Here is a 22,489-nt window from a genome sequence, read left to right on the forward strand (position 1 = left end):
GGTACCCCCTCTTACGAGACCGTCAGGATGGGCGGCGCCGCCGGGTCGGCCCGCAGGCGCTCCAGCCACTGCACGACGTGGGCGGCGACGGTTCGGTGCGTGATGTCGTTGAAGGCGTCGTGCCGGCCGTCGCGGACGGTCGCCAGTTCCGCGTGCGGCAGCCGGGACGCGAGTTCGCGGGCGCCGGCCACGGGGGCGATCGGGTCGGCGGCGCCGTGGACGATCAGCACCGGCACGGCGACGGCGGCCGGGTCGACGGCGGCGGCGAGCGCGGGCGGTACCTCCGCGGTGAGGGCGCCGCGCTCGAAGCCGCCGTCGCCCTCCAGCCGGGCGCGGTGCGTGGGGCAGGCGCTGCGCGCGTCCAGCTCGGCGTCCCAGTCCAGGAAGCCCTTGGGCCGGGGCGCCGCCCACGGGACGCCGGCCACGATCACGCCGGCCACCGGCACCGCCTGGGCCAGGGCGAGGGCGCGCAGCGCGCCGGTGTCGGAGCCGGCCAGGACCAGCGGGGCGACCGCGTCGGCGGCCAGCCCCGGCAGCGTTTCCGGCGTCGCGGAGCGCACCGCGTAGCCGTCGACGGCCAGGCGGCGGCCGAATCGGTCGTACACCCCGGCGTGCTCGCCCCGGCCGGGCAACAGCAGCACGGTGCCGCGCACGGCGATGGCGGCCGGCGGGTCCCAGCGGGCCCCGCCGACGACCGGCGCGCCGACGGAGGCCGTCACCGGGCACCCGCCGCGACCGTCTCGGTCCCGGCCTCGCCCGCGGTGCCCGCCGCGCCCGGCAAATCGGAAATATCCGAAATGTCGGGCGAAGCGGAGGAACCGGCGTTGGAGGCGCCCGCAGCAGCCGAGACGGCGGACGGGCCGGCCGCAGGAGCAGAGGCGGCGGACGGGCCGGCCGCGGAAGCGGAGGCGGACGAGGCGGCGCGGCGGGCCAGTTCGGCGCGGACCAAGGGCAGCAGGTAGCGGCCATAGTCGATGGCGTCGTCGAGCGGGTCGTAGCCGCGGATCAGCAACGTGGTGACGCCGATGTCGACGTAGTCCAGCAGGGCCTGGGCGACCGTTTCGGGGGTGCCCACGAGCGCCGTGGAGTTGCCGCCCGCGCCCGTGGCCTTGGCGGTGGGTGTCCACAGTGCACGGTCGTGCAGGTCGCCCTTGGCGGCGGCGGCCAGCAGGCGCTGGGAGCCGACGTTCTCCGGCTTGCCGTCGGTACCCCAGGCGCGCTTCGGCCAGCTCTCCCGGCCCGACGTGATGGTGTCGAGAATCCGGTGCGCGCGCTCCCAGGCGAGTTCCTCGGTCGGGCCGAGGATCGGGCGGAAGGACACGCTGATGCCGGGCACGTCGGTGCGACCAGCGGCGGCCGCGGCAGCGCGGACCGCGGCGATCTGCTCCGCGGTCTCCTTGAGCGGCTCGCCCCAGAGGGCGAACGTGTCGGCGTGCTTGCCGCCGACCCGGTAGGCCGCCTCGGAGGAACCGCCGAAGTAAAGCGGGATCCGGTGCGCCGGCTGCACGTGGGCGGAGAAGTCGGCGAACCTGTAGTGCGTGCCCTCGTAGTCGAACGGCTCGGGCGAGGACCAGGCGCGGCGCAGGATCGTCAGGTACTCGTCGGTGCGCGCGTAGCGCTCGTCCTTGCCCAGGTAGTCGCCGTCGCGCCGCTGCTCGTGGTCGTTGCCGCCGGTGATGGTGTGCACCGCGACCCGGCCGCCGCTGAACTGGTCCAGGGTGGCGAACTGGCGCGCGGCCAGGGTCGGCGCGACGAAGCCGGGGCGGTGCGCGATGAGCAGGCCCAGCCGCTCGGTGTGGGCGGCCACGTGCGCGGCCACCTGGCCGCCCTCGGGCCAGCCGGAGCCGTAGCCGATGAGGATCCGGTCGAAGCCGCCGTCCTCGTGTGCGCGGGCGAAGCGCCGGGTGTACTCGGGGTCGACGACCGGCCCGCGGGGCGCGTGGATCTCGGAGGCGTGCTGCGTGCCGATCATCCCGATGAACTCGACCGAGGTCATGAGCTGGGTTCCTTTCCGTACCGTTGCCGGCTCTGAGACAGCGCGGCCTTGCCGGCCGCGGTCAGGATGGTGTCGTCCTGCGGGGTGTGGATGCGGGCGCAGAGCACGTCGCGCAGGTGCCGTTCGAGGGGGTTGTGGCGGTTGAGCGCGTTGTTGCCGATGAGCGCGACCGCCTCCTGGACGCTCTCGATCGCGGCGCGGGCGCCGGTGAGCTTGCCGATCGGGGCCCGCCGGGCCGCCTCCGGGTCGCCGGCGTCGACGCCCTCGGCGAGGGCGCGCACGAGGACCCGCGCGGCGGTGAGCCGGGCCTCGATCTCGCCGACCGCAGCCTCGAACCGGGGCAGGGTGGCGAGGGGCTTGCCGAGGGAGGTCGGCACCCGCTCGTGCAGGAAGCGCACGAGCCAGTCCCGGGCGGCGTTCGCGACGCCGAGGTACAGCGCGGTGAGCCCCAGGCAGTTCCAGGCGAACAGCACGGCGCCGCGCGGGTCGGGGGTCGGCCGGGACAGCTCGATCGTGGCGTCGGCCGGCACCCGCACGTCGGCGAGCAGCACGTCGTCGCTGCGGCTGGCCCGCAGGCCGAGGTGGTCCCAGGTGCGCTCGATCGTCAGGCCGGGGCTGCCGCCGCGGACCAGGAACGAGCCGGTGCGCGGCTCGTCCTCGTCGGTGCGCGCCCACACCAGCATCCACGCGAGGGCCTCGGCGCCGGTGGAGAAGATCTTGTGGCCGGACAGCGACCAGCCGCCGGGGACCCGGACGGCCACGGTGGCGGGGAGGCCGCCGCGGGCCGGGGTGCCCAGCTCCGGTTCGACGCGCAGGGCGTTGATGAGCGTCGGCGCGGACGCCGACTCGGCCAGCACCTGCCGGTAGTGCGGCTCCGGCCAGCTCGGCGCGAGGGCCTGGCCGGCGTGGTTGAACAGGGTCATGGCGGTGACGAGCGCGACGGCGGGGTCGCCCGCGCCGAGAGCGGTGAGGATGTCGACGGTACGGGCGAGGCCGGCGCCCGGCCCGCCGTGGCGGGTGGCCACGGTCTCGGTGAGCAGGCCGTGCTTGTGCACCAGCGCGATGCCCTCGTAGGGGAAGCTGCCGTCGCGGTCGTGCTCCTCGGCGCGCTCGGCGAGCTCCGCGGTGACGGCGGCGAGGTCCACTTCGGACAGGGTCATGGCATCCTCCGGATCGCCGGTGGTTCGTGGACGGTGACCGGGGGCGGGTCCCCGCGGTACCCCTCCACCTGTACCAGCGCGTGCTGGCCGGTGCAGCCCTGCGAGAGCCGCGAGCTGGGCACGTCGGCGGTGAGCACGTTGGGGTTGCCGTGCGCGCACAGCACGCCGTCGCCGGTGTCCAGCGGGTCGAACCAGGCGCCGGTCGGCAGCCTGACCACGCCGGGGCGCAGCCCGTCGTCGAGGACGGCGCCGGCCAGGCACGCGCCGCGGTCGTTGAACACCCGCACCACGTCACCGGCGGCGATGCCGCGCGCGTCCGCGTCGGCCGGGTGCAGCCGCAGCGCCTCGCGCCCGGCCCGCTTGCCGGCCCGGCTCACCGCGCCGACGTCGAGCTGGCTGTGCAGCCGGGTCTCGGGCTGGTTGGCGATGAGCACCAGCGGGTAGCGGTCCACCGGGCGGAGCGGCTCCAGCCACGCGGGGTGGCCCGGGCAGTCGTCGTAGCCGAACCCGGCGACGGTTTCGGAGTACAGCTCGATCCGCCCGCTCGGGGTGCGCAGCGGGTGGGCGTCGGGGTCGGCCCGGAAGCGCTCGAACAGGGTGAACCGCTCGGGGCCGGGCGGCAGCTCGTACTCCCCCGCCGCCCAGAACTCGTCGAACGCCGGCGCACCGGCCGGGCGCCACGCCTCGTACAAGTACCGTATCCACTGCGACGGCGTGCGGCCCTCGGTGAATTGCGCGCCGAAGCCCAGCCGGGAGGCGAGGCCGGCCAGGATCTCGTAGTCGTCGCGGGCGGCGCCGACCGGCGGGATGGCCCGGCGCATCGCGATGAGGTGCGTGTCGCGGCGCCCGCCGCCGAGGTCGTCGCGCTCCAGCGTGGTGGTGACCGGCAGGACGATGTCGGCGTGCCGGGCGGTGGCGGTCCAGTGCGGCTCGTGGACGACGACGGTGTCGGGGCGGCCGAAGGCGCGCCGCAGCCGGGTCAGGTCCTGGTGGTGGTGGAACGGGTTGCCGCCGGCCCAGTGAACGAGCCGGATGTCGGGGTACGTGCGGCGCTGCCCGTTGAAGTCGTACTCCTCGCCCGGGTGCAGCAGCAGGTCGGCGATGCGGGCGACCGGGATGTACTCGCGGACCGGGTTCACGCCCTGGGCCAGGAACGGCAGGCGGGCGGTCGGGCCGTAGTCGCCGACGTCGCCCATCGAGCCGTAGCCGTGCCCGAACCCGCCGCCCGGCAGCCCGATCTGGCCCAGCGCCGCGGCGAGCGCGATCCCGGCCCACACCGGCTGCTCGCCGTAGCGGGCGCGCTGCAGCGACCAGGTGACGGTGACGAGGGTGCGGTGCCCGGTCATGCGGCGGGCCAGGGCGCGGATGTCGGTGGCCGGGATGCCGCAGATCGGCGCGGCCCACTCGGCGGTCTTGTCCTCGAGGTATGCCCGCAGGATGTCGAAGCCGACGGTGTACCGCTCCAGGAAGGCCCGGTCGTGCCGGCCGTCCTCGACGAGCGTCCGCAGCAGGGCCAGCATGAGCGCGGTGTCGGTGCCGGGCGCGATCGGCAGCCAGGTGGCGTCCACTGTGGACGGCAGGTCGGCCCGCAGCGGGCTGACGACCACGACGCGGACCCCGCGCTCGGCCAGCCGGGCGAGGTGGCCGGGCGTGCGGTGCCGGGTGACGCCGCCGGGCGTGACGTAGACGTTCTTCTCGGGGATGCCGCCGAAGGCCACGACGAGCTCGGTGTGCTCGGCGATCGTCGGCCACGAGGAGGCGTTGCGCAGCACCTCCTCCGCGTCGCCGACGACGTGCGGCAGCAGCACGGCCGAGGTGCCGTTGCTGTAGGAGTTGCGGGATCCGGTGTACCCCCCGAAGAGGTTGAGGAAGCGGTGGAGCTGGCTCTGCGCGTGGTGGAACCGGCCGGCGCTGGCCCAGCCGTAGGAGCCGCCGAACACGGCCGGGTTGCCGTGCTCGCGGCGCACCCGCTCGAGCTCGCCGGCCAGCAGGTCCAGCGCGGTGTCCCAGGAGACCTCGACGAACTCGTCCCGGCCGCGCCGGTCGGTGGGGCCGGGGCCATCCTCCAGCCAGCCGCGGCGGATCGCGGGGGCGCGCACCCGGGTGGCGTGGGTGACGCCGCCCGCGACGTTGCCCAGCAGCGGCGACGGCGCCGGGTCGGCCGGGTGCGGCGCGACCTCGAGACCGGCCGGCCCGGCGGTGACCCGGTAGGCGCCCCAGTGGGAGGTGGTGGTGGTCATACCCGGGCCGCCCAGGCGTCCGTGTGGTGGCAGGCGACCGCCCGGTCGCCGTCCACGATGGACAGTTCGGGCGCGGTGGCGCAGACGTCGGTGGCGAACGGGCAGCGGGCCGCGTACGAGCAGCCGCCGGCGGCCACGGCGACGTCGCCGGTGCCGCGCAGCCGGGCGGCCGGGATCGGGTGCTCGCGGCGGACGCTCGGCGAGGAGGCGGCCAGCAGCGCCGTGTACGGGTGGTGCGGCGCGGTGAGCACGTCCTCGATCGGGCCGTGCTCGACGAGCCGCCCGCCGTAGAGCACGGCGACCCGGTCGGCGATGCCGGCCAGGGAGCTCAGGTCGTGGGAGATGACCACGACGGTCACGCCGGCCGTGTCGCGCAGGCCGGCGAGCAGGCGCAGCACGTGGTTGCGGTTGGAGGCGTCGAGGGCGGAGACCGGCTCGTCGCACAGCAGCAGCCGGGGTGACACGGCAAGGGCGCGGGCCAGCAGCACGCGCTGGCGCTGGCCGCCGGAGATCTGGCCGGGGGTACGCCCGCGCAGCGCCGGATCGAGCCCGACCCGGGTGAGCGCGGCGTCGACCCGCTCGGCGATCTCGGCCGGGCGCAGCTGCCCGGCGACGGCGAGGCCCTCCCCGACGACGGTGGCGACGGTGTGCTGCGGGTCGAGGGCGCGCAGCGGGTCCTGGAAGACGTACTGCAGGGCCCCGGTGCGCCGCCACGCGCGCAGCGCCCGGCCGCGCAGCGCGGTCAGGTCGGTGCCGTCGAAGCGGATCCGCCCGCCGCGCACCGGGGCGAGGCCGCAGACGGCCCGGGCGAGCGTGGTCTTGCCGGATCCGGTCTCCCCGATGATGCCGAGGATCTCGCCGGTACGCACGGCCAGGCTCACGCCGTCGAGCACCCGGTGCCGGTCGTAGTCGACCGACACGTTCTCAATGTCGAGCAACGTGGTCATGCGCCCACCAGCGCCAGCTCCGCGGCCCGGTGGCAGCGCACCGCCCGGTCGTCCACGGTGGACAGCGGCACCGGGGCCCGGCAGCCGTCGGTGACGTGCGCGCAGCGGTCGGCGAAGCGGCAGCCGGTCGCGTAGGCGCCCAGCTCCGGCGGGCGGCCCGGGATCACCTCCAGGTCACGACGGCGCCAGTCGCCCAGCGACGCGACCCGCAGCAGCGCCTCGGTGTAGGGGTGCCGCGGGTTGGCGATGACCTCGGCGGTCGGGCCCTGCTCGACGACCTCGCCGGCGTAGAAGACCGCGACCCGGTCGCAGACCTCGGCCACCACCGCGAGGTCGTGGCTGACCAGCAGCAGGGACAGGCCGCGCTGCTCGCGCAGCTGCCGCAGCAGGTCGAGCACCTCGGCCTGGACGGCCGGGTCGAGGGCGGTGGTGGCCTCGTCGGCGACGAGCAGCTCGGGCTCGCCGGCCACCGCGATCGCGATGAGGGCGCGCTGGAGCATGCCGCCGGACAGCTCGTGCGGATACTGGTCGAACACGGCCGGGGCGCGCCGGATGCCCATCGCCTCGAGCAGCTCGACGGCGGCGGCCCGGGTCGCGCCGCGGGGCAGGCCGCGCTTGAGCCGCAGCTGCTCGGCGAGCTGGCGGCCGACGGTGAGCGACGGGTTGAGGTACGACGCCGGATCCTGGAACACGGCGCCGATCCGGCTGCCGCGGACCCGGTCCCAGCCCTTGCGGTCCAATGTGGACAGCTCGGTGTCGCCGAGCGCGATCCGTCCACGTGAGACGGTGACGCCGGGCGGGAGCACGCCGAGCACGGCCCGGCAGGTCAGGGTCTTGCCGGAGCCGGACTCGCCGACCAGGCCGAGCGCCTCCCCCGGCCCGACGGTGAACGACACCTGGCGGACCGCCTCCAGCTTCCCGGCGACGGTGACGTGCAGGTCATCAACGCGCAGCACTGGTCCCCCTGTGGTCGGCGAGCGTGTTGAGCGCGGCCACGGTCAGCGCGATGAGCGCGGCCGGCACGACCGGCGCCCACGGCTGCTGGGCCAGGAAGCCCAGGTCGCTGGCGAGGATGCCGCCCCAGGTGGGCGCGGGCGGCTGCACGCCGAGGCCGAGGAAGGTCAGTGACGACACGGCCAGCAGCGCGCCGCCGGTGGCCTGGGCGGCGGTGACGGCGACGGTCGGCAGGATCTTGCCCCACACGTGGGTGCGCAGGATCCGGGCCCGGGAGGCGCCGAAGAGCTCGGCCGCCTCGACGTACTGCGCCCGGGTGAGGCTCAGCGCGGCGGCCCGGGTGACCCGGAAGAACAGCGGCGCGAACAGGATGCCGATGGCCGCCATCGCCTGGGTGATCCCGTTGCCGAGGATGCCGGTGACGGCGACGGCGAAGACGATGAACGGCAGGGTCATCACCGCGTCGACGGCGCGCAGCAGCACCCACTCGACGCCGCGGCCGAGCCACAGCGAGGCCAGCCCCGGGATCACGCCGAGCAGCAGGCCGATACCGACGCTCTCGACGGCGGCGACGACGGTGGCGCGGGTGCCGGCCAGCAGCCGGCTGAACACGTCCCGGCCGAGGTAGTCGGTGCCGAACGGGTGGGCCCAGGCGGGCCCGTGCAGGGCCAGGTCGGGGTCCTGCTGCAGCGGGTCGTGCGGGGCGAGCAGGCCGCCGGCGACGGCGAGCAGCAGCACGACGGCGAGCACGACGATCGCGACGCGCCTCATGACGACCGCCGCCCCTGCGGGGTGAGGCGCAGCAGCGCCAGGTTGATCAGGGTGTTGCAGACCAGCACGACCGTGATCGTGACGAGCAGGGTGCCCTGGATGACCGGCACGTCGTGCTGCGCGGCGGCCTGCAGGGTGAGCCGGGCCAGGCCCGGCAGGTTGAAGATCTTCTCGGTGACCACGGCGCCGCCGAGGACGGTCGGCACGCCCACGCCGAGCACGGTGAGGGCGGGGCCGATGGCGTTGCGCAGCGCGTGGCCGAACAGCACCCGCCGGGTGCCGAGGCCACGCACGACGGCGCCGGTGACGTAGTTCTCGCCGAGCTGCGCGACGAGCGAGGTGCGCAGCTGGCGGGCGATCGCCGCGGCGGTGTCGAGGCTGAGCGCGAGCGCGGGCAGGATGGCGAAGCGCAGCCAGGGCCCGACGCCGCTCTCCAGCGGCACGTAGCCGCCGGCCGGGAGGGCTTTGAGCAGCACCGAGAAGATGACGATGAGGCCGATGCCGATGACGAACGGCGGGAGCGTGCCCAGCGCCGAGGCGACCAGGGTGACCGCCCGGTCGAACCGGCTGCCCTTGCGCAGCGCGGCGAGGATGCCGGCGCCGCCGCCGAGCAGCACGGCGAGCAGCATCGCCAGGCCCGCCAGGGCGAGGTCGACGGGGAGGGCGGCGAAGATGCTGTCGGAGACCGGGATCGTGGTGAAGTACGACCGGCCGAGGTCGCCGGTGAACGCGGAGCCGAGCCAGTCGAGGTACTGCACCACGAACGGGCGGTCCAGGCCGAACTCGTGGTTCATCCGGGCGATGTCGGCCGGGGTGGCGGTCTCGCCGAGCACCGCCGCGGCCGGGTTGCTCGGCGACAGCGCGCCGAGCCCGAAGGTCAGCAGCGAGGAGAACAGGAACACCACCACCGGCGTGGCGAGGGCCGGGACCACCGCGGGGACGGAGACGGAGACCGCGGCCTTGCCCGGTGCGGCCGGCCGATCGAGCGTCGCCGTCACGACACCGTCACCCCCTCGAAGCGCTGCACCACGGTGAACTCGGGGATCGCCGACACCGCGGCCCGGCGGGCCAGGATGCGCGGGACGGTGTAGAGGAAGACGTTGGGCATGCTGCGCACCGCCACGGCCGTGGCCGCCTGCAGCACGGCCGGGTAGCCCGGGTCGTCCAGCGGGGTCTTGCTCACCTTGGCCAGGGCCTCGGCGATCTCCGGCGGCTGGACCCGGCCCGGGTTCATCAGGCCTTCCTTGCCGAAGAGCACCTGGAATGCCTGCACCGCCGAGTCGCGCCCGGCGAACTGGTCCACCGACAGGGCGCGGGAGTGCTGGACGTACACCAGCTGCGTGAACTGCGCCTGCGGGATCACCTCGATCGTGGGCTTGAACCCGGCCGCCTGCAGCTGCGACTGCAGTTGCTCGGGCACGCCCTCGGCGGCGGCGGTGGTGATGACGAGGTCGACCGGCGCGCCCTTGTAGGAGGATTCGGCGAGCAGCTGCTTCGCCCTTTCCGGGTTGTACGCGTAGATGCCGTCCAGCGCCGGGCTGTACCCCGGATAGCCCTTGGGGAACGGCTGGTAGGCCACCTCACCGTGGCCGAACTGGGCGGTCTTGAGCAGCGCCGCCCGGTCGATGGCGTAGCGCAGCGCCTCGGTGACCTTCGGGTCGTCGAACGGCTTCTTGGCGACGTTGACGTCGAGGGTGGCGACCACCAGTGACGGGATCACCTGGACCTGCAGCCCGGCCGCCTTGGCCGCCTCGACCTGGCTGCCCGGGATCTGCGCGACGTCGTACTGGCCGGACTGCAGCGCGGCGACGACCGTGGCCGCCTCGGGCAGCGGGTAGACCTCGAAGCCCGGCAGCTTGATGTTCGCCGCGTCCCAGTAGCCGGGGTTCTTCGCCAGGACGGCCTTGGCGTTCTGGGTGTACGACGTGAGCGTGAACGGCCCGGCGCCGACCGGCTTGGTGGCCAGGCCGTCGGCGTTGGACTCGAACGCCGCCGGGCTCACGATCATGCCGGTCTTGCCGGCGAGCAGGTTGGGGATCTGGTAGTCGGGGACGGCGAGGGTGAGCTTGACGGTACCGCTGTCCGGCGCGGCGATCGCCTTGACGTTGACCAGCTGCGGGCCGACCAGGGACTTGGGGAAGTCGCGGCCGCGCTCGAGGCTCTTCTTGACCGCGGTGGCGTCCAGCGGGGTGCCGTCGCTGAACTGCAGGCCGGGGCGCAGGGTGAAGGTGACCTCGGTGCCGTCGGCGTTGTACTGCCAGCCGGTGGCCAGCGCCGGCACCGCGCCGCCGTGCTCGTCGAGCTTGGTGAGCCCAGCGTAGACCAGCGACAGCACGTGCACGTCCCAGCCGGCCGACGAGGTGACCGGGTCCCAGCTGGTCGGCAGCGCCCAGCCCCACTTCAGGGTGCCGCCCGCGGCCCCGGCCGCGGGACCGGCGGTCCCGTCGCCGCAGGCGGCGAGCAGCGTCGCGGCGCCCAGTGCGGCGCCCAGGCCGAGCAACGACCGGCGGCTCAGTTCGACCGAGGATTTCATGGCGGCCTTTCGCTGGGATGAGGGGCGCTGGTCAGCCCATCATCGGAACGCCGCCGAACTCTCGTCAATAGCCATCGGGATGTGTCCTATCTATCGAGACAAAGCCGATGGGTTTGATAGGAGTTAACGAGCCTTTGTGGCAGGATGGGAGGCGGCCTCGTCCTGGTCGAGGAACACGGGTCCCCCGGCGGTGGGCACCTCCACGGCGCCCGCCGGCGGGGCCGTCACGCCCAGCAACAGGCGGACCTCCGGCCCGGTGAGGCTGCGGTGGAGAGCCAGGTCGCCCAGCTTCGGCGCGTGGTCCACGCTGCCCGGCGCGACCCGTTCGGCCGCGTCCAGATAGTGGTCGAGGGGCCGCCAGCCGGGCACGATCGCCCGCCCGGCGGGCCCGGTGAAAACCAGGGTCGGGAAGCCGTAGCGCACACCCTCGCCGGCCGGCTTCGCCGCGCCCGGGTGCGGTCCCGGGCCGCGCAGCCCGACCACCTCCGGGTCGGGCCGGCGGGCCTCGCGGTGGTCCCGGCGCGCGGCCCGCCCGGTGCCCGGCGCGGCCATCGCGGCGGCGAGCCGCTCGACGTCGAGCCCGGGCACGCCACACACGGCGGCCAGGGCCCGCTCGGGCGTGTCGGCGGGCTCGCCGAGCACGAAGACGGTCTCGCGCAGCCGGCGCAGCACCCGGTCGGCGACCGCGTCGCCCTGCTCCTGCGCGGCCCGCGCGGCCAGCGACGACGGCCAGCTCGACAGCGCCACCCGCGCCAGCACCGCGGGCCAGGGCGCGCCGGTGTGACCGCTGATGTCCTGGAGGTGGCGGTGGTACCACGCCGTCTCCGCCGCCGGGTCCGGCGGCGGATCGTCGTCGAGGTCGAAGAGGATGCCGAACACCCGGCGCCAGCCGGTCACCGCGAGCGCCGCCCGCAAGTAGCGGAACGTCGGCTCCGAGCCCCACGCCCACGGGCACATGGGGTCGGTGTACTCGACGACCGCGAGCCCGGTCATGGCTGCTCGACCGGCGTCCAGAGGCTCGGCAGGTTGACGACCACGCCCTCCTGGCTGCTGCGCGCGATGACGACCACGGCCTCCTCGGCGCCCGGGTTCTCCTCGCGGTGCGGGGTGTACGGCGGGACGAAGATGTAGTCCCCCGGCTCGGTCTCCAGCCGGATCTCGGCGTCGCCGTCGGCGAAGACGAACACGGGATTGCCGGACACCACGTAGATGGCGGTCTCGGTCTCGCCGTGGTGATGATCGCCGGAATTCGTCGCCGGACCGACGTGCGTGCGCCCCATCCACAGCTTCTCCGCGCCGACCGTCTTGCCGGAGATCGCCTCGAGCCGCGTCATGCCCGACGTCTGCCGGGTGTCCCCGCTGAGCTCACTGTGCTTGATGTGCCGCAGCGGCGCGTGCCAGTGATCGGTCATCGCTCTCCTTCAGGAACGGGCCGGAGCCAGGCCGAGCAGCGCCGCCGCCGGCTCGCGTGGGTTGTCGGTCAGCAGGTCGGCGAGCGTGAGCCCGGCGAGCAGCTCCTCGGTGCGCGCCTGCAACGCCCGCCACACGGCGGCCACCGCCGGCGCCCGGGTGGCGTCGGCCGGGTCGTTGGGGTCCTCACCGTGCACGCTGAGCAGTTCCCCGTCGACCGCCGCGACCACCTCGGCCAGGGTGATCGCGTGGGCGGGCCGCCCCAGCCAGTAGCCCCCTTCACACCCACGCTGGCTGCGCACCAGCCCGGCGTGGCGCAGGTCGCGCATGACCGCCTTGAGGAAGCGGTACGGTATGTGCTGCGCCGCCGCGATCCCTTCACACACCAGCGGCCGCCCCGCATCCGCGCCCAGTTCGACCAGCGCGCGGATCGCGTAGTCCGCCTTCGCCGAGATCCGCATCGCAGGCACGCCTCCAGGGCCACCGGTGTCCGTCCGCCAAACCATACCAAGGAACTGTGGTTTATATCCATTGGGCGCCGGTTGTCACAGCAGCCGGTCGCCGTCCATGAAGGTCCCGGCCTGCTTGATCTGGCGGTGGATGAGCCCGACCTCGACGGACTCCACGCCGGGCAGGGTGCCGACCCGGCCGGTGGTGAACTCGAAGAGCTCGTCCAGGTCCCGGCAGTGGACCTCCGCCTGGAGGTTGTTCCGCCCGGACAGGGCGGCGGCGAAACCCACCTCGGGCATCCGCGCCAGCGCCCGGCCCACCGGCTTGATCCTGGACGGGCGCACCCGTAGCCACAGGGTCGCCCGGGTGTGGTAGCCCAGCGCCGCGGGTGCGAGCTCCAGGTGGATGCTGAGGACACGGTGCGAGAGCAGCGTCTGGAGCCGCCGGGACGCGCGGCCCGGGGTGAGGCCGGCCGCCGTCGCGAGGTCGACGAGGCTGGCGCGCCCGTCCGTGGCAAGGGCGGACAGCAGTTTCTCGTCGTGCGGCTCGAGCTGCGGTGAGCGGCTCACCACGATGGGCTCCTCGGCCACGGGGCCGCCGGCCGGTCCGAGCTGCGCTTCCTGCTCCGGCGTCAGCACTGCGGTGAGCGCGGCCCAGTAACGGCCTCGCCCGCCGAGGAACTTCCGGAGCAGGACGGACACGTCCAGATCGAGCACGGCGGCGGCCCGGGGCAGCCGGTGACCGAGCAGATCGTCGCGCTCCTCGGGCGACCGGGATCGGATCGCCAAGGTCACCTCGGAACCGGCCGCGGTCAGCGCCACCCAGCTGACGTCGTCGCGGTGCGCGAGCGCCTCGGCCATGGGGGCCGCGCCGCCGGGACGGCACCGGATCCGCACCACGCACTGGCTCTGGCCGAGCGCACCCGGGTCGACGACCCCGGTCACCCGGAGCATCCCCGCGCGCCGCAGCCGCGCGTACCGGCGCGAGACGGTCGGCTCCGACAGGCCGAGCACCGTCGCCATCGTCGAGAACGGCGTTCGCGGATCGACCTGCAGGACCCGGATGATTCGGAGATCATCCGGCTCGAAGCTGAGGGAATCGGCCACCGAAGCCCCATTCATATTGGCGATCGTACAGCGGCAGGCGACTCTCGGCCCTCCCCGGCGGCCGCGCGCAGAGACTTGATCTCACACGGGAAACAGGGAGCACACGTGATGCGTAAGTGGTTGCCGCTCGTCGCGGTTTGCCTCGGGACGTTCATGCTGCTGGTCGACGTGACCATCGTGAACGTGGCCCTGCCCGACATGGCCGGTGACCTGGCGACGTCGTTCAGCGCCCTGCAGTGGGTCGTCAACGGCTACGCGCTTTCGCTGGCCGCCCTGCTGCTGGGCGCCGGCGCGGTGGCGGACCGGCTCGGTCACCGCCGGACGTTCGTGGCCGGGCTGGCGGCGTTCGCGCTGGCCTCGCTCGCCTGCGGGGTCGCGCCGGCCCCGCTGCCGCTCATCGCCGCGCGGGTGGCGCAGGGCGTGGGCGGGGCGGCGATGATCGCCACGACCTTCGCGCTGCTGAACAACTCCTACTCCGGCCGGGAACGCGGCATCGCGTACGGGATCTGGGGTGCCGTGTCGGGCGCCTCCTCGGCGGTCGGCCCCCTGCTCGGCGGCCCGCTCACCGAGTTCCTGTCGTGGCGCTGGATCTTCTTCGTCAACCTGCCGGTGAGTGCGATCGCCATCGCCACGAGCCTGCTCGTGCTGCGCGACCCGCAGGCCCGGCCGGCCCGTCGCATCGACGTGGCCGGCGTCGCGCTGTTCTCGGCGGCGATCGCCGCGCTGGCCTACGGGATGAGCCGCGCGGGCGAGGCCGGCTGGGGCGCCCCGAGCTGCTGGGCGGCGCTGTGCGCCGGCGCCCTGGTGCTGCTCGCCTTCGTCGCCGTGGAGACCCGGATCGGCGAGCCGCTGCTCGACCTGGCGCTGCTGCGCAACCGCGTCTTCAGCGGCGTCCTCGTCGCGGCGTTCCTGCTGAACTTCGCCGCGTACGTGTCGTTGAGCTACACGTCGATCTGGATGCAGTCGGTCCTCCGGCTGTCGCCGGTGACCGCCGGCCTGGTCGCCCTGCCGATGTCGGCGGCCGCGTTCGTCGTCTCGGCCGCCCTGGGGCGCGCCATGCACCGGCTGCGACCCGGGCGGCTCATCGGCGGCGGGCTGCTCCTCATCGGCGCCGGCGACCTGCTCGGCGTCGCGCTCGTGCACGCCTGGCCGGCGTGGCCGGCACTGCTGCCCGCCTTCTGCGTCGTCGGCATCGGCGTCGGCCTGGCCGCGCCGCCGCTCGGCTCGGCGGGCACCGCCGCGGTGCCCGCCGAACGCGGCGGCATGGCCGGCGGCGCCATCTACACCGCCCGGCAGGTGGGCTTCGCCTTCGGCATCGCGTTGCTGGGCAGCGTCTTCACCGCCGCCGCACGCCATACGCTCGCCGACCGGCACGTCGCATCCTCCGGCACGCTCGCGCACGAGGTCGCCGGCGCCCGCAGCGCCGACGCGCTGCGACAGGTGCCTGCGGGCTCGCGCCACGTCGTCGACGAAGCCATCCACGCGGCGGCGGCCAACGGCATCGCGGTCCAACTCGCCGTCGCCGGACTCGCCGCGCTCGCCGCGGCCCTGATCGCGTTCGTCACCCTCCGCGAACGCCCCACACCCGAGCCCGCCGAAGCACCACCCGAGCCCGCCCTGGCCGAGTAGCCGACGGCAGCGTTTTCCTTCCGCGATCATGCAGGAGAGCGTTCCGAATGGCGGGATCGCCATGATCGTGGAGTGAAAGCGTACGCATGGGGGTGCTTTCGCTCCGGGATCATGAGGATCCCAGCAAGTGGACGGCTCGTCTGCATGATCGCGGAAGAATAGTGCTGCGGCGGCACGCTGGTCGCCGCGGCGCCGGCGATCGAGGCCACCGCGCCGCCGCCGAAGGGCGGCCTGCCCGCCTCGCAGCAGGGGCGGCGTGAGCGGATGCCGCGACCCGTGGCACGTCCGGCCGTTCGGACAGCCGTTCGGCCTCCTCCACGGTGGCGCCGGCGGTCGCCTGCCGCTTGCCCCCGTCCAGGCGCGCGAGGGTGGTCCGGCAGATGCAGGCCGTGGCGCTCTTCCCGGCGCGTCCATGACGCCGGAAGATTTCCTTTTGTCCGAATTGTCGTTGAGTGCCGTGGTGGCTGGGCGGCGGGTCCGGCCGGACGGGAGCTTCGGGAGCATGGATCGCAGGAGCCTGTTGGTGGCGGCGGGGGCCGTGGGGGTCACGGCGGCGGTCGGGGGTGCCGCCGTGGCGGTGGCCGCCGATGAGCCGGAGGCCGGGCGGCGGCCGCAGCCGGTCGTGAGCTGGGAGCTGACCGGTGGGTTCGTGCCGGCCGGGTGGAACCTGCTGCGGGCGCCGCGGCTCGTGGCGTACGACGACGGGCTGGTCATCGCCGACGCGCTCAAGCGGCTGCGGATCTCCGGCGGGGACCTGCGCTCGCTGCGCAACCACGCGACGACGGTGCTGCGGGACCCGGCCAACGCGCGGCGGCGGCCCGGCGCGCCGCAGATCGCGGACCTGCCCTCCACCGTGTTCACCGCGCGGACCAACGGGCGGAAGTTCAGCGCGACCTTCGAGGGGCTGGAGGAGACCCGGCGGGACAAGGCCTACCCGGCGCCGGCCTACGCGCTGCTCGACCACCTGGCCCAGCTGCGCGACCGTACCAACCGCACCGGCTCACCCTTTCACCCGGACGCGGTGCGGATGGTCGCGACGCTGCTGGGGCCGGCGGCGTCGGCCCAGCCGTGGCCGGCCGGCGTGCCGGTGCCGCATTTCCGCAAGGACGAGTTCGTCGTCCAGCTCGACCTGCGCGGCCGCGAGGCCCGGGCCCTGACCCGCGCCGTGCCGCACCCCGACCTGGCGCAGTGGCCGGTGTTCCGGCTGCCGGACGGGCGCCGGGTCCAGCTCAACTGGCGCTACCTGCTGCCGCACGAGTAGAGATCCCTTACACCTGCATACCTCACGCGGAGCGGCGCCTGCCTGCGGGGCAGGCGCGCGGAGGCGGCGGCGGGTTGACGCGGGGCAAAGGGGCTGCCGACGGCACCGGCTCCGACCTGAGCGCGAGCTGTACCGCCGGATAGACAAAAGCCCGGGGCCCGGCGCAACCCCCCGCGCCGGGCCCCGGGTGCTCAGGCGAGGGCCTCGGCCGCCCCGAGCCGGGCGAGCAGGCCCTCGCAGGTGCGCACCACCACGGTCGCGGCCCGGCGCTGGGCCGCGGTGAGCGCCACGTCCTCGGCCGCCGGTCGCCAGCGGCGCAGCGCCTCGGTGCCCAGCGACCACGCCTCGTCCGGGGACGGCTCGTGCTCCAGGCCCAGCCGCGCCACCACGCTCGTGCCCACCGCGCCGGCCAGCCGCCGCGCCTCGGCGTCCAGCGGCGCGGGCAGGCTGACCCGGCCCGCCCGCAGCGCGGCGAGCAGCCGCAGCTCCTGGAACTCGTGCGCGCCGGCCACGATCCGCTCCAGCTCGGCGAGCAGGTGGTCGGCGCCCGGCATCGGCTCGGCGCGCACCATGAACTCCAGCGCGATGAGCGCCGAGCGGGCCTTGAGCGCGTCGCGCCGGTCGAGGAACAGCTCCCGCAGCGACTCGCGCAGCTCGGCCAGGCCGCTGCGGCGCACCAGCTCGGCGCCGAGCTGCTCGCGGGTGGCGGCGCCGGCCCGCACCAGCGTGACGGCCAGCCGCACGCCGGTCAGCCCGAGCCGGTCGAGCAGGGCCCGGCGGGCGGTGGCGTCGACCGGCCCGGCGGCCCAGCCGGCGAACCGGTCGGCGGACAGCACGACAGGGTCCAGCTCCGGCCGTGGTACGCCGGCCAGCGCCGCCAGCGTGCCGAACTCGGGCTCGGTGAGCGCGCCGGCCGCCCGGGCCAGCCGCGGGGCGAGCGCGACGACGTGCTGCGACATCGGGCCGAAGACCGGGTCGCGGCGGTGCCGGCGGGCCAGCTGCTTGGCCTCGACGAGGGCGCCGAGGCCGCCGCCGGCCAGCTCGTCGGCGCGGGAGAGCACGGTCAGCACGCTGACCGGGGCGGCCGCGGCGACCGCGCCCTGCCGGGCCAGGCGCAGGAACCGCCGGTCGGCGTCGTCGACGTGCCGGGTGAGGTACAGCACCGCGTCGGCGTCGCGCAGCACCCGGCGGGCCAGCGCCGCGTCGGGGCCCGGCTCGCCGCCCGCCGCCGCGCCGGTGCCGACCCGCACCGGCGGCGTGTCGACCAGCTGCGCGTGCCGGAGCGCGCGGACCGGCAGCTCGACGACCACCTCACTGGCGTCGTCGGGCGGCGGGCCGGACGGCTCCAGGCGCAGGGCGTCGCCGAGGCGGGCCACGGTCAGCTCGTGGGCGGGGCCCTGGCTCGGGTAGACGGTGACCCGCGGTGCCGGGCCGTCGGTGTACCAGGTCAGCGGCTGCCCGGGCAGCCCGGTGCGCACCGGGGCGACATCGGCGCCGACGAGGACGTTGACCAGGGTCGACTTGCCGGCGCCGGGCGGGCCGGTGACGGCCAGGCGCAGCGGCTCGTCGAAGCGGGTCAGGTGGTCGCGCAGCCAGGTCGCGGCGCGCGGGTTGTCCTGGTAGACGTACAACGCCTCGCCCAGCAGGCTGCGCACCGCGTCGCGCAGCTCGTCGGCCGGCCTCATGCCGGCGCCGCCCGCTGGGCCGGGACGAGCGCGGGCCGGGCGGCGCTCAGCGCGGTCGCCTGCTTGTAGAGGCCCGACAGCGCCACCAGGTCGCGCTGGATGCGCCGGGCCCGGTTGTCGCGCACCGCGGCGTCGTCGTCCACCGCCTGCTTGGCGGTGCGGGCCGACTCGACGATCGAGCGCTGCAGCTCCTCGGTGAGCTCGGTGAAGTGGCCGCGCAGCACCCGCTGCGCCTGCCGGATCACGTCCTTGGCGTCCTTGTTGAGCCGGGCGAAGACGTCGTCGACGTGCCGCTGGACGGCCACCTTCACGGTGGCCTGGCGCCGCTTGCGGGCCGACACCGACTCGTCGCGGATGCTCTTGCCGGCGAACAGAGCGCCGGCGCCGACCGAGACCGGGTTGATCAGCGGCAGCCCGGCCAGGCCGGTGGCCAGGCCGAACATGAGCACCCCGCCGTAGGACCCGCGCAGGCCGGTGAACACCTTCTGGCTCAGCGACAGCTTGTCCAGCGACGGCCGGCCGAGCCGGTCGACCCGCTCCGGCGCGTCCTGCAGCAGGGCCGGCGTCCACCGCGGCAGGTAGTCGACGGTGCCCGGCGGGAACTCCCCGGCCACCCGCACCGCCATCTGCTCGATACGGTCGGCGAGGCAGCCGAAGTTGGCCTCGGCGGTGTCGCGCAGCGAGCCGTCGAGCCACTCCTCGAAGGAGCGCCAGCTGCGCCCGGGGTCGGCGTCGTCGAGGGTCTCCTCGGCCTTGCGCAGGATGGCGCGGGTGCGCTCGCGCAGGTCGTACTCGATGTCGGAGACCACGTCGCCGACCTCGTCGGCCAGCGCGTACTGCCAGCGGGTGGTGCACCGGCGCAGGTCCTCCAGCCCGCGCTGCGCCTCGTGCAGCCGCGACATGGCGTCGGCCGAGGAGTGCTTGTGCTGCCCGGCCAGCTCCTCGCGCATGGCCGCGGCCAGGTCCTCCAGCGCCGAGCGGGTCACCAGCCCGGCCGCGACCGGCGCCAGCCGCTCGAGCTTGCCCGCGGCGCTCTGCCGCAGGTAGGTCAGCAGGTGCGGGAAGCCGGACTCGGCGTTCAGCGCCGCGTCGCCGGTCCGGGCGGCGTGCAGGCGCAGCGCCGCGGAGAGCCCGACCACGCTCACCGGCACGCCCGCCTCGGCCAGCAGCCGCTGGTTGCGCTGCAGCGCGAGCCGCCAGTCCGGGGCCAGATCGGTCTTGGTGAGCGCCACCAGGATTCCCGGGTACGACCGGCCGAGCTGCGCCAGCAGCCCCAGCTCCCCGGCGGAGAGCTCCCGGGACGCCTCGGTCACGAACAGCACGGTGTCGGCGCGGGTCAGCGACCCGGTGCCGGTCACCGCCGCCACCGGGTCGGACCAGTCCACGGCGGGCGCCTCGATCAGCGCCAGCCCGCCGGCCAGCAACTCCCGGGGCAGGCCGACCTCGGCGTAGAGCGGCTCGGGGCCGGTGTCGAGCCGCTCGGCGAGCCCCTCGACCGGCACCGGCAGCCGGTCCTCGGGCGGCTCGGCGTCGCCCTGCGGGTGGGCCGGCCCCCGGTGCACCAGGTGCGCCGAGGGCGCGGCCGCGTGCCGCACGACGGTGGCGACCCGCCGCGGCGGTCCGTCGCCGGCCGGGCAGACGGTCGCGTTGAGCAGCGCGTTGATGAGCTGGCTCTTGCCCTGCTTGGCCGCGCCGACGACCATGACCCGCAGCTGCGGGTCGAGCAGCCGGGCGCGCCGCCGGCGCAGCCAGCGGGCCAGGTCGGGCCGGTCCTGTGCCGCGCAGATGCTCGTGGTGCGCTCCAGCAGGTCCAGCCAGCGCGGCGCGCCGGCGGCGGCCGGCGCCGCAAGAGGGGAGGCCGGCCGCGGGTACGGCGCCGGACCGGCCTCCCAGATATCCATCAAGGCGTGCTTTCCGTCTCCAGGTCGGCGTCGGTTTCGCGAAGGTCAGTGCAGCAGGCCCAGCAGGCCGCCATGGTCCTGGTCGGTCCCGGCGGCCGCGGAGTCGCCGCCGCCGAGCAGCCCGTCGACCACGCCGGTGCTGTGCCCGGGCGAGAGCACCGAGCCGGAGACGCCGGACACCGTCGAGTCGACCGTGTGGGTCACCGTGCCGGTGGCCGGGTCGAGCAGGCCGTGCGGGTTGCCGACGGCGCCGGTGACCGGGTCGACCGCGGTGTGCGCGTCGGCCCCGGCGCCGGTCAGGCCGCCCAGGCCGAGCGTGTCGACCGCGTGCCCGACCGGGGCAAGGCCGGTGACCGTGCTCAGCGTGCCGTCGACGGTGCCGTAGGCGCCGCCGAGCACCGGGTCGACGGTGCCCAGGATCGGGTCGACGCCGTGCAGCACCGGGTCGACGCTGCCGAGCACCGGGTCCACCGTGCTGACGACCGGGTCGATCGTCTGCAGCACCGGGTCGGTCGCGCCGAGCACCGGGTCGACCGCGCCGAGCACAGGCTGGACGGCGTCGAGTGAGGACGCCGGGTCGCCGAGCGTGGACAGGTCGAGCCCGTGGCCGCCGGTGACGTCGCCGAGGACGGGCAGGCCGGCCGGGGCCAGCGGCAGCCCGCCGAGGTCCACCGACACGCCGGCGGCCGCGGTGGCGCTCACCGTGGTCTTGAGCGTGACGTCGGAGCCGTGGGCGTGGCCGACGACCGCGATCTGGGTGATGCCCTGCAGCTGCCGGACGGCGCCGGTCACGTCGCCGTCGATCCCGCCGAGCACCGGCTCGTCGGCGCCCGCGAGACCCGCGAGGCCGTTGAGCGGCGCGTAGTCCATGACCAGCGGGATGACCTCCTGCACGTCAGCCTCGGTGATGTCGCCCAGCCCGGCGTCGGTGAGGACCCCCTCGGGGTCGATCTCGAACGCCGCCCGCGCGGCCGGGTCGGTGAGCAGGTTGAGCACGAAGTCGTGCAGTGTGGGGGTTGCCATGAACCGTTCTCCTCGCCGGATGCCAACAAACATAAACGCGGCTGGATACATTCGTCCAGCGCCGCGGATGAAGGTAAGTTCGCGGGGCGGGAACGGAATCGGGGATTGCTCCCAGTAACCGGATGACTCCTTGGGGGATGCCTCCCGAGCTGCGGTTAGGGGGGTTAGGGGATTTCTGGCCGAACGAAGGTCTAGGGGAGAGTGTCTATGCCGCATCTGGTACGAACGACGCGGTGAAACGCATAGCTCATCGAGGAACGCCATCATGCCGTACGTGCTTGGAGTAGACATTGGCGACAGCTTCACCTCCGCCGCGGTCTGCCGGCGCGACGGGGCCGGTTGGGGCGGGGCCGAGACGGTCCGGCTGGGGGCCCGGTCGCCGGCCGCCGAGTCGCTCATCGAGCTCTCCCCCACCGGCGAGCTGCTGACCGGCGACGGGGTGCGGGCGGACACCTCCGGCGACCCCGGGCGGATCCTGCGCGGGTTCAACCGGCGGGTCGGCGACGACGTGCCGATGGTGGTCGACGGCCGGTCGTACCGCCCGCAGGAGCTCCTCGCGGCCCTGCTCCGGCTGGTCGTGGACCGGCTGCGCGAGCAGGAGGGCGAGGCGTGCGAGCAGGTGGTGCTCGCCTGCCCGGCCGGCTGGGGCGCGCACCGGCAGGGGCTGCTGTTCGAGGCGCTGCGCACCATCGGGCTCGACGGCACCGTGCTGGTGCCCGGGCCGGTCGCCGCCGCCGAGCACCACCCGGGTGCTCACGCGCTCGCCGGATACGACCTGGGCGGCACGACCTGCACCACGTTCGTGGTCGGCCGGCCCGCCCGCCGCCCGGCCGAGCTGCTGGCCTGCGAGCGGCACCCGGTCGGCGGCGCCGACCTCGACGACGCGCTCGTCGCGCACGTGCGGGCGGCGATCGGCAAGGCCGCCGACCAGCCGGAGAGCCTCGACTCCGGACCGGGCGCGGTGCTGCTGCGCCGCGACTGCACGCAGGCCCGCGAGCGGCTCGCCGAGGCGCCCGAGGCGCTGGTGCCGCTGCCCTGGTGGGCGCACGCGCCCGGCGACCTGACCGGCGAGACCCGCCGGGAGCTGCCGGTGACCCGGGCGGCGTTCGAGGCGCTGATCCGCCCGCTGCTGCTGGGCACGGTGGACGGCCTGGTCCGGCTCGTGGAGGACACCGCCGATGTCGCGGGGGTACTGCTGATCGGCGGCGCCGCCCGCACCCCGCTCGTCGCCGAGCTGCTCGCCGCCCGGCTGCCCGGCCCGATCCTGCTCGACCCCGACCCGCGCAGCACCACCGCCCGCGGTGCGGCGCTGCTCGCCCGGCGCATCGCCGGCGGGGGCCGCGCCGACGGCTCCGCGTGGCCGCACGAGACCACCGCCGGGCTGACCCCGGTCGCCGCCGGCGCTTGGGGGCGGCATTGAGGG

Annotated in this window: 19 protein-coding genes; 3 read left to right on the plus strand and 16 right to left on the minus strand. The window is 75.1% G+C overall.

Annotation, left to right across the window (positions count from 1 at the left end):
• Window positions 1-11: 11 nt before the first annotated feature.
• The 13 genes from ACQPXD_RS39730 to ACQPXD_RS39790 all read right to left on the minus strand — a co-directional run bounded on the left by ACQPXD_RS39730 (window position 12) and on the right by ACQPXD_RS39790 (window position 13,582).
• Window positions 12-719 carry an alpha/beta hydrolase gene (locus tag ACQPXD_RS39730; RefSeq protein WP_432827406.1) on the minus strand — a complete coding sequence of 236 codons (708 nt, stop codon included), beginning with the start codon at window positions 717-719 and terminating at the stop codon, window positions 12-14.
• Window positions 716-1,996, minus strand: coding sequence for an LLM class flavin-dependent oxidoreductase (locus tag ACQPXD_RS39735; RefSeq protein ID WP_432827408.1), 1,281 nt, complete (start codon window positions 1,994-1,996; stop codon window positions 716-718). Before ACQPXD_RS39735 ends, ACQPXD_RS39730 begins: the two co-directional genes overlap by 4 nt.
• Window positions 1,993-3,156, minus strand: coding sequence for an acyl-CoA dehydrogenase family protein (locus ACQPXD_RS39740; RefSeq protein ID WP_432827410.1), 1,164 nt, complete (start codon window positions 3,154-3,156; stop codon window positions 1,993-1,995). The genes ACQPXD_RS39735 and ACQPXD_RS39740 overlap by 4 nt, the downstream gene beginning before the upstream one ends.
• Window positions 3,153-5,396, minus strand: coding sequence for a molybdopterin-dependent oxidoreductase (locus tag ACQPXD_RS39745; RefSeq protein ID WP_432827412.1), 2,244 nt, complete (start codon window positions 5,394-5,396; stop codon window positions 3,153-3,155). Before ACQPXD_RS39745 ends, ACQPXD_RS39740 begins: the two co-directional genes overlap by 4 nt.
• Window positions 5,393-6,343: an ABC transporter ATP-binding protein gene (locus ACQPXD_RS39750; RefSeq protein ID WP_432827414.1), complete on the minus strand. Its 951-nt coding sequence runs from the start codon at window positions 6,341-6,343 to the stop codon at window positions 5,393-5,395. The genes ACQPXD_RS39745 and ACQPXD_RS39750 overlap by 4 nt, the downstream gene beginning before the upstream one ends.
• On the minus strand, window positions 6,340-7,299 hold the full coding sequence (locus tag ACQPXD_RS39755; RefSeq protein WP_432827416.1) for an ABC transporter ATP-binding protein: 960 nt from the start codon (window positions 7,297-7,299) through the stop codon (window positions 6,340-6,342). The genes ACQPXD_RS39750 and ACQPXD_RS39755 overlap by 4 nt, the downstream gene beginning before the upstream one ends.
• Window positions 7,286-8,068 carry an ABC transporter permease gene (locus tag ACQPXD_RS39760; RefSeq protein ID WP_432827418.1) on the minus strand — a complete coding sequence of 261 codons (783 nt, stop codon included), beginning with the start codon at window positions 8,066-8,068 and terminating at the stop codon, window positions 7,286-7,288. Before ACQPXD_RS39760 ends, ACQPXD_RS39755 begins: the two co-directional genes overlap by 14 nt.
• Entirely contained in the window at window positions 8,065-9,066 is a 1,002-nt protein-coding gene (locus ACQPXD_RS39765; RefSeq protein ID WP_432827420.1) for an ABC transporter permease, read from the minus strand. The genes ACQPXD_RS39760 and ACQPXD_RS39765 overlap by 4 nt, the downstream gene beginning before the upstream one ends.
• Window positions 9,063-10,601 carry an ABC transporter substrate-binding protein gene (locus ACQPXD_RS39770; protein WP_432827422.1) on the minus strand — a complete coding sequence of 513 codons (1,539 nt, stop codon included), beginning with the start codon at window positions 10,599-10,601 and terminating at the stop codon, window positions 9,063-9,065. Before ACQPXD_RS39770 ends, ACQPXD_RS39765 begins: the two co-directional genes overlap by 4 nt.
• 123 nt (window positions 10,602-10,724) lie before the next feature.
• Window positions 10,725-11,594 (minus strand): DsbA family oxidoreductase, encoded by an 870-nt coding sequence (locus tag ACQPXD_RS39775; protein ID WP_432827424.1) that lies wholly within the window; start codon window positions 11,592-11,594, stop codon window positions 10,725-10,727.
• A complete protein-coding gene (locus ACQPXD_RS39780) occupies window positions 11,591-12,013 on the minus strand; it encodes a cupin domain-containing protein (RefSeq protein WP_432827426.1) in 423 nt (140 codons plus the stop codon). The genes ACQPXD_RS39775 and ACQPXD_RS39780 overlap by 4 nt, the downstream gene beginning before the upstream one ends.
• Window positions 12,014-12,022: 9 nt before the next feature.
• Window positions 12,023-12,472, minus strand: coding sequence for an RrF2 family transcriptional regulator (locus ACQPXD_RS39785; protein WP_432827428.1), 450 nt, complete (start codon window positions 12,470-12,472; stop codon window positions 12,023-12,025).
• Between the two features lie 84 nt (window positions 12,473-12,556).
• Window positions 12,557-13,582: an Lrp/AsnC family transcriptional regulator gene (locus ACQPXD_RS39790; RefSeq protein WP_432827430.1), complete on the minus strand. Its 1,026-nt coding sequence runs from the start codon at window positions 13,580-13,582 to the stop codon at window positions 12,557-12,559.
• A 93-nt stretch (window positions 13,583-13,675) separates the two neighbouring features.
• On the opposite strand from ACQPXD_RS39790, the gene ACQPXD_RS39795 reads away from it, so the two are divergent.
• Window positions 13,676-15,196, plus strand: coding sequence for a DHA2 family efflux MFS transporter permease subunit (locus tag ACQPXD_RS39795; protein WP_432827432.1), 1,521 nt, complete (start codon window positions 13,676-13,678; stop codon window positions 15,194-15,196).
• Window positions 15,197-15,698: 502 nt separating this feature from the next.
• Window positions 15,699-16,457, plus strand: coding sequence for a hypothetical protein (locus ACQPXD_RS39800; RefSeq protein ID WP_432827434.1), 759 nt, complete (start codon window positions 15,699-15,701; stop codon window positions 16,455-16,457).
• A 191-nt stretch (window positions 16,458-16,648) separates the two neighbouring features.
• On the opposite strand, the gene ACQPXD_RS39805 is transcribed toward ACQPXD_RS39800, so the two are convergent.
• The 3 genes from ACQPXD_RS39805 to ACQPXD_RS39815 are packed head-to-tail and all read right to left on the minus strand — an operon-like array spanning window position 16,649 to window position 21,066.
• Window positions 16,649-18,142, minus strand: coding sequence for a hypothetical protein (locus ACQPXD_RS39805; RefSeq protein WP_432827436.1), 1,494 nt, complete (start codon window positions 18,140-18,142; stop codon window positions 16,649-16,651).
• Window positions 18,139-20,043, minus strand: coding sequence for a GTP-binding protein (locus tag ACQPXD_RS39810; protein WP_432827438.1), 1,905 nt, complete (start codon window positions 20,041-20,043; stop codon window positions 18,139-18,141). Before ACQPXD_RS39810 ends, ACQPXD_RS39805 begins: the two co-directional genes overlap by 4 nt.
• A 45-nt stretch (window positions 20,044-20,088) precedes the next feature.
• Complete coding sequence (locus ACQPXD_RS39815; RefSeq protein ID WP_432827440.1) at window positions 20,089-21,066, minus strand: IniB N-terminal domain-containing protein; 978 nt, start codon at window positions 21,064-21,066, stop codon at window positions 20,089-20,091.
• A gap of 265 nt (window positions 21,067-21,331) precedes the next feature.
• On the opposite strand from ACQPXD_RS39815, the gene ACQPXD_RS39820 reads away from it, so the two are divergent.
• Complete coding sequence (locus ACQPXD_RS39820) at window positions 21,332-22,486, plus strand: Hsp70 family protein (RefSeq protein WP_432827442.1); 1,155 nt, start codon at window positions 21,332-21,334, stop codon at window positions 22,484-22,486.
• The last annotated feature ends 3 nt before the right edge of the window (window positions 22,487-22,489 follow it).

Source organism: Dactylosporangium sp. CA-092794, assembly GCF_050948465.1.
Lineage (GTDB): Bacteria > Actinomycetota > Actinomycetes > Mycobacteriales > Micromonosporaceae > Dactylosporangium.